This is a genomic window from Amycolatopsis sp. NPDC003731, assembly GCF_053586895.1.
The window spans coordinates 1-6038 of the sequence record NZ_JBSFNC010000270.1 but is presented as its reverse complement, the minus strand read 5'-3'; the positions used below and the strand labels follow the sequence as shown (position 1 = coordinate 6038).

Annotated in this window: 1 protein-coding gene and 1 pseudogene; both read right to left on the bottom strand. The window is 67.9% G+C overall.

The window, feature by feature from the left end; genetic code table 11:
* A pseudogene (locus ACWDN5_RS46055) lies at window positions 1–1555 on the bottom strand (DNA-directed RNA polymerase subunit beta'); the annotation flags it as partial.
* Between the two features lie 90 nt (window positions 1556–1645).
* Window positions 1646–5149: a DNA-directed RNA polymerase subunit beta gene (gene rpoB / locus ACWDN5_RS46050; RefSeq protein ID WP_310967721.1), complete on the bottom strand. Its 3504-nt coding sequence runs from the start codon at window positions 5147–5149 to the stop codon at window positions 1646–1648.
* Between the last annotated feature and the right edge of the window lie 889 nt (window positions 5150–6038).

Sequence of the window (6038 nt, the reverse complement as noted above, 5' to 3'; positions counted from 1 at the left end):
GGCTTCTTGGACGTCGGCTTCGGCGTGGACGGCTTGGCCGACGTGCTCGACGACGGGGCCGCGGCCGTGTTCGTGTCGTCCTTCGAGAGGAAGAAAGCACGTCCCACACCTGCGGCCGCGAGCGCTCCACCATCCGCTTGGCGGACTTGATGTTCTGCGCGTGGTTCAGGTCGACCAGCCGCTTCATGACGAACGGCTTGAACAGCTCGAGCGCCATGTCCTTCGGCAGGCCGCACTGGTGCAGCTTCAGCTGCGGGCCGACGATGATGACCGAACGGCCCGAGTAGTCGACGCGCTTGCCGAGCAGGTTCTGGCGGAACCGGCCCTGCTTGCCCTTGAGCAGGTCGGACAGCGACTTCAGCGGCCGGTTGCCCGGGCCGGTGACCGGACGCCCGCGGCGGCCGTTGTCGAACAGCGCGTCGACGGCCTCCTGCAGCATCCGCTTCTCGTTGTTGACGATGATCTCGGGCGCGCCGAGGTCGATCAGCCGCTTGAGGCGGTTGTTGCGGTTGATCACCCGGCGGTACAGGTCGTTCAGGTCGGAGGTCGCGAAGCGGCCACCGTCCAGCTGCACCATCGGGCGCAGGTCCGGCGGGATCACCGGGACGGCGTCGAGCACCATGCCGCGCGGGTCGTTGCCGGTGGCCTGGAAGGCCGCGACGACCTTGAGCCGCTTCAGCGCGCGGAGCTTCTTCTGCCCCTTGCCGTTGCGGATGGTGTCGCGCAGGCTGTCCGCCTCGGCGTTGACGTCGAACTCGGTGGCCAGCTTCTGGATGGCCTCCGCGCCCATGCCGCCGGTGAAGTACTCGCCGTAGCGGTCGACGAGCTCGCGGTAGAGCAGCTCGTCGGCGATCAGCTGGCGGGTGTCGAGCTTCGTGAAGGTCGTCCAGACCTCCTCGAGGCGGTCCAGCTCGCGGCCGGCGCGGTCGCGCAGCTGGCGCATCTCGCGCTCGCCGCCCTCCTTGACCTTGCGGCGGACGTCGGACTTGGCGCCCTCCGCCTCCAGCGCGGCCAGGTCGGCTTCGAGCTTCTGCGCGCGGGCTTCGATGTCCGCGTCCCGCTTGGTCTCGAGGTTCTTGCGCTCGACGCCGATCTCGTTCTCGAGGGTCGGCAGGTCGTTGTGGCGCAGCTCCGTGTTCACGCCGGTGATGACGTAAGCCGCGAAGTAGATGATCTTCTCGAGGTCCTTCGGCGCCAGGTCCAGCAGGTAGCCCAGGCGGGAGGGAACACCCTTGAAGTACCAGATGTGGGTGACCGGGGCGGCCAGCTCGATGTGGCCCATCCGCTCGCGGCGCACCTTGGCGCGGGTCACCTCGACGCCGCAGCGCTCACAGATGATGCCCTTGAAGCGGACGCGCTTGTACTTGCCGCAGTAGCACTCCCAGTCCCGGGTCGGGCCGAAGATCTTCTCGCAGAAGAGGCCGTCCTTCTCGGGCTTGAGCGTCCGGTAGTTGATGGTCTCCGGCTTCTTGACCTCGCCGTACGACCACTGACGGATGTCGTCGGCCGTGGCGAGACCAATGCGGAGCTCATCGAAGAAGTTGACGTCCAGCACGTCTAAGTCCCCTTGGGGTTGTTTCGGCTAGAAGAGGGGTCGGCGGTGGAGCGGGGACCCACGGGAGGCAGGTCCCCGCTCGACACCGGATCAGTGCACGACGTCGTCCACCGAGGGCGACTCGTTGCGGGACAGGTTGATGCCGAGGTTGGCCGCGGCGCGCTCGAGGTCCTCGTCGTCGGAGTCGCGCATCTCGATCGCCGCACCGTCGCTGGAGAGCACCTCGACGTTGAGGCACAGCGACTGGAGCTCCTTGAGGAGCACCTTGAACGACTCCGGGATGCCCGGCTCGGGGATGTTCTCGCCCTTGACGATGGCCTCGTACACCTTGACGCGGCCGACCACGTCGTCCGACTTGATCGTCAGCAGCTCCTGCAGCGTGTAGGCGGCGCCGTACGCCTGCATCGCCCAGCACTCCATCTCACCGAAGCGCTGGCCACCGAACTGCGCCTTACCACCCAGCGGCTGCTGCGTGATCATCGAGTACGGACCGGTGGAGCGGGCGTGGATCTTGTCGTCGACCAGGTGGTGCAGCTTCAGGATGTACATGTAGCCGACGGACACCGGGTACGGGTACGGCTCGCCGGAGCGGCCGTCGAACAGGTTGGCCTTCCCGTTCTCCTTGACCATCCGCTCGCCGTCGCGGTTCGGCTTCGTGCTGCTGAGCAGCCCGGTGAGCTCCTCCTCCTTCGCGCCGTCGAACACCGGGGTGGCGGTGTTCGTGCCGGGCGCGACGTCGCGCAGCTCGGGCGAAAGGTTCTTCGCCCAGTCCGGGTCGCCCTCGATCGTCCAGCCCTGCGAGGCCAGCCAGCCGAGGTGCAGCTCGAGGATCTGGCCGATGTTCATCCGGCGCGGCACACCGTGGGTGTTCAGGATGATGTCGACCGGGGTGCCGTCCTCCATGAACGGCATGTCCTCGACCGGCAGGATCTTGCCGATGACACCCTTGTTGCCGTGCCGGCCGGCGAGCTTGTCGCCCGGCTGGATCTTGCGCTTCTGGGCCACGTAGACGCGGACCAGCTCGTTGACGCCCGGGGGCAGCTCGTCGTCGTCCTCGCGGGAGAACACCCGGATGCCGATGACCTTGCCGGTCTCGCCGTGCGGCACCTTCAGCGAGGTGTCGCGGACTTCGCGGGCCTTCTCGCCGAAGATCGCGCGGAGCAGGCGCTCCTCCGGGGTCAGCTCGGTCTCACCCTTCGGCGTGACCTTGCCGACCAGGATGTCGCCGTCGCGGACCTCGGCACCGATCCGGATGATGCCGCGCTCGTCGAGGTCGGCCAGGACCTCCTCGGAGACGTTCGGGATGTCCCGGGTGATCTCCTCGGCGCCCAGCTTCGTGTCGCGGGCGTCGATCTCGTGCTCCTCGATGTGGATCGACGTCAGCACGTCGTCCTGCACCAGGCGCTCGGAGAGGATGATCGCGTCCTCGTAGTTGTGGCCCTCCCACGGCATGACCGCGACCAGCAGGTTCTTGCCGAGCGCCACCTCACCGTTTTCGGTGGACGGGCCGTCGGCGATGACCTGGCCGGCTTCCACCCGGTCGCCCTCGTTGACGATCGGGCGGTGGTTGAAGCAGGTGCCGTGGTTCGAGCGGCGGAACTTGTAGAGGCTGTAGGCCTTCCGCGTCCCGTCGTCGTGCATGACCGTGATCAGGTCGGCGGAGAGCTCCTCCACCACGCCCGACTGCTCGGCGACCAGCATGTCGCCGGAGTCGATCGCGGCGCGCAGCTCCACGCCGGTGCCGACGTACGGCGCCTGGCTGCGGAGCAGCGGCACGGCCTGACGCTGCATGTTCGCGCCCATCAGCGCGCGGTTCGCGTCGTCGTGCTCGAGGAACGGGATCATCGCCGTCGCGATCGAGACCATCTGCCGCGGCGACACGTCCATGTAGTCGATGTCGAGCGGGTCGATCAGCTCGACCTCGCCGCCCTTGCGGCGGGCCATGACCCGGTCTTCGACGAAGGTGCCGTCGTCCGAGATCGGCGCGTTCGCCTGGGCCTTGACGTAGCGGTCTTCCTCGTCCGCCGTCAGGTAGTCGATCTGGTCGGTGACCCGGCCCTCGACGACCTTGCGGTACGGCGTCTCGATGAAGCCGAACGGGTTGACCCGCGCGTAGGAGCAGAGCGAGCCGATCAGGCCGATGTTCGGGCCTTCCGGCGTCTCGATCGGGCACATCCGGCCGTAGTGCGACGGGTGGACGTCGCGGACCTCCATGCCGGCGCGCTCACGCGACAGACCACCCGGGCCCAGCGCGTTGAGGCGGCGCTTGTGGGTCAGGCCGTCGATCGGGTTCGTCTGCTGCATGAACTGCGACAGCTGCGAGGTGCCGAAGAACTCCTTGATCGCCGCGCCGATCGGGCGGATGTTGATCAGGGTCTGCGGGGTGATCGCCTCGACGTCCTGCGTGGTCATGCGCTCGCGGACGACGCGCTCGGTGCGCGACAGGCCGACCCGGATCTGGTTCTGGATCAGCTCGCCGACGGTGCGGATGCGGCGGTTGCCGAAGTGGTCGATGTCGTCGGTCTCGACCGGGATCTCGGTGCCGTTCGCGGCGGTCATCTTGTCCTCGCCGGCGTGCAGCCGGACCAGGTACTCGATGATCGTGACGATGTCCTCTTCGGTCAGCGTCCCGTTGTCGATCGGCGTCGACAGGCCCAGCTTCTTGTTGACCTTGTACCGGCCGACCTTGGCCAGGTCGTAGCGCTTCGCCTTGAAGAACAGGTTCTCCAGCAGGGTCTGCGCGCTCTCCTTCGTGGGCGGCTCGCCCGGGCGCAGCTTGCGGTAGATGTCGAGCAGCGCCTCGTCGGTGCCGGCGGTGTGGTCCTTCTCGAGGGTGGCCAGCAGCGTCTCCGAGAAGGAGAAGCGCTCGCGGATCGCCTCGGTGGTCCAGCCCAGGGCCTTCAGCAGCACGGTGACCGGCTGGCGGCGCTTGCGGTCGATGCGGACGCCGACGGTGTCGCGCTTGTCGACGTCGAACTCCAGCCAGGCACCCCGGCTCGGGATGACCCGGACGCTGAAGACGTCCTTGTCGGAGGTCTTGTCGATGTCCTTGGAGTAGTAGACGCCCGGGGAGCGGACCAGCTGGGACACCACGACACGCTCGGTGCCGTTGATGACGAAGGTGCCCTTGTCGGTCATCACCGGGAAGTCGCCGAGGAAGACCGTCTGGCTCTTGATCTCACCCGTGTTGTTGTTGACGAACTCCGCCGTGACGAACAGCGGCGCGGCGTACGTCATGTCCTTGTCCTTGCACTCCTCGATCGAGGCCTTGACCTCGTCGAAGCGCGGGGCGGAGAAGGACAGGGACATCGAACCGGAGAAGTCTTCGATCGGGGAGATCTCGTTGAGGACCTCTTCGAGGCCGCCGACCGGGTTCTCTTCACCTTCCTCGACACGGCGCTGGAACCACGCTTCGTCCCCGGTGAACCACTGGAACGACTGGATCTGGACGTCGAGCAGGTTGGGGGTGTTCAGGGGTTCGCGAATCTTTGCGAAGGAAACCCGCTTGGGCGCGCCGGGGATACCCGTGGCCTCCGAGCGAGATTCAGCCGAGGTGGTCGCAGCAGTGGCCTGGTTCGCGGGAGAGACTGCCAAGATGCGTCCTTCCGGGGACAATGAGCGGTGACGGCCGCCATAGCAACAGCTATCAGCGACTGTCAAGGGTGCCGTGTGCCCACTATCCTAACTACCGGCTCCGGGCAGCCTGAAAGAGGGCAGCGCAAAGAGACAGTCTAGCCCGAACGTCGCGGCTTGTCCAGGGGGCGCTCCCGATGGGGCCCAGCCTGCTTCGCAACGTCTTCAGGTATGCCTCCGGGCGACCCGGTGGTCCCTCCCGCAAGGGCCCCGGTTTCGCCGTCGGGAGTAAGCGTGACCCCACCGGAGCTTCCAGTCAAGATGCCACACGGGGGTCCCGCCGGTTGGCGCAGCGTAGAAGAGGTTCAGCGGAGCGTGAGCGGCCGAATATCATTCCAGCTACCGGCCGGTAACGCCACTCTGGGGGTTCTACCTGGGGTTTTGCGGGGACTGGCGGGGGTATGGCGTAGGCCACTGGGCGGGGATCGGGTCGGGCGTGTCGCGGGTGGTTTCGGGTCGGAGAGCGCTTACGGATGGTCTTGGGGTGGGCGGCGGCTTGAGGCCGGGCGGGTGGCTGGGGGCGCGCGGCCATGGCACCCGGCCTGGTGGGCTTCGGAGTGGGGCGGTGGCTTCGGGGCTGGGGCGGTGGCTTCGGCCAGGCGCGCGCCCGCCACGGCGCCCGGAGCCCGCGGCCACGGCACCCGGCGCGGAGGGACTCCGGGGCGGGGTGTGGCTTCGGGCCCGGCGCGCGCCCGCCACGGTTACAGGAGCCCGCGGCCACGGCACCCGGCGCAGAGGGGCGCAGAGGGGCTCCGGGGCGTGGCCTCGGGCCAGCGTGCCGACCAGCGCATCCGACCGTCTCCAGGCCCTGCTCGGGACGCCGGCCGAAGTGGACGACGGCTACCTCGAC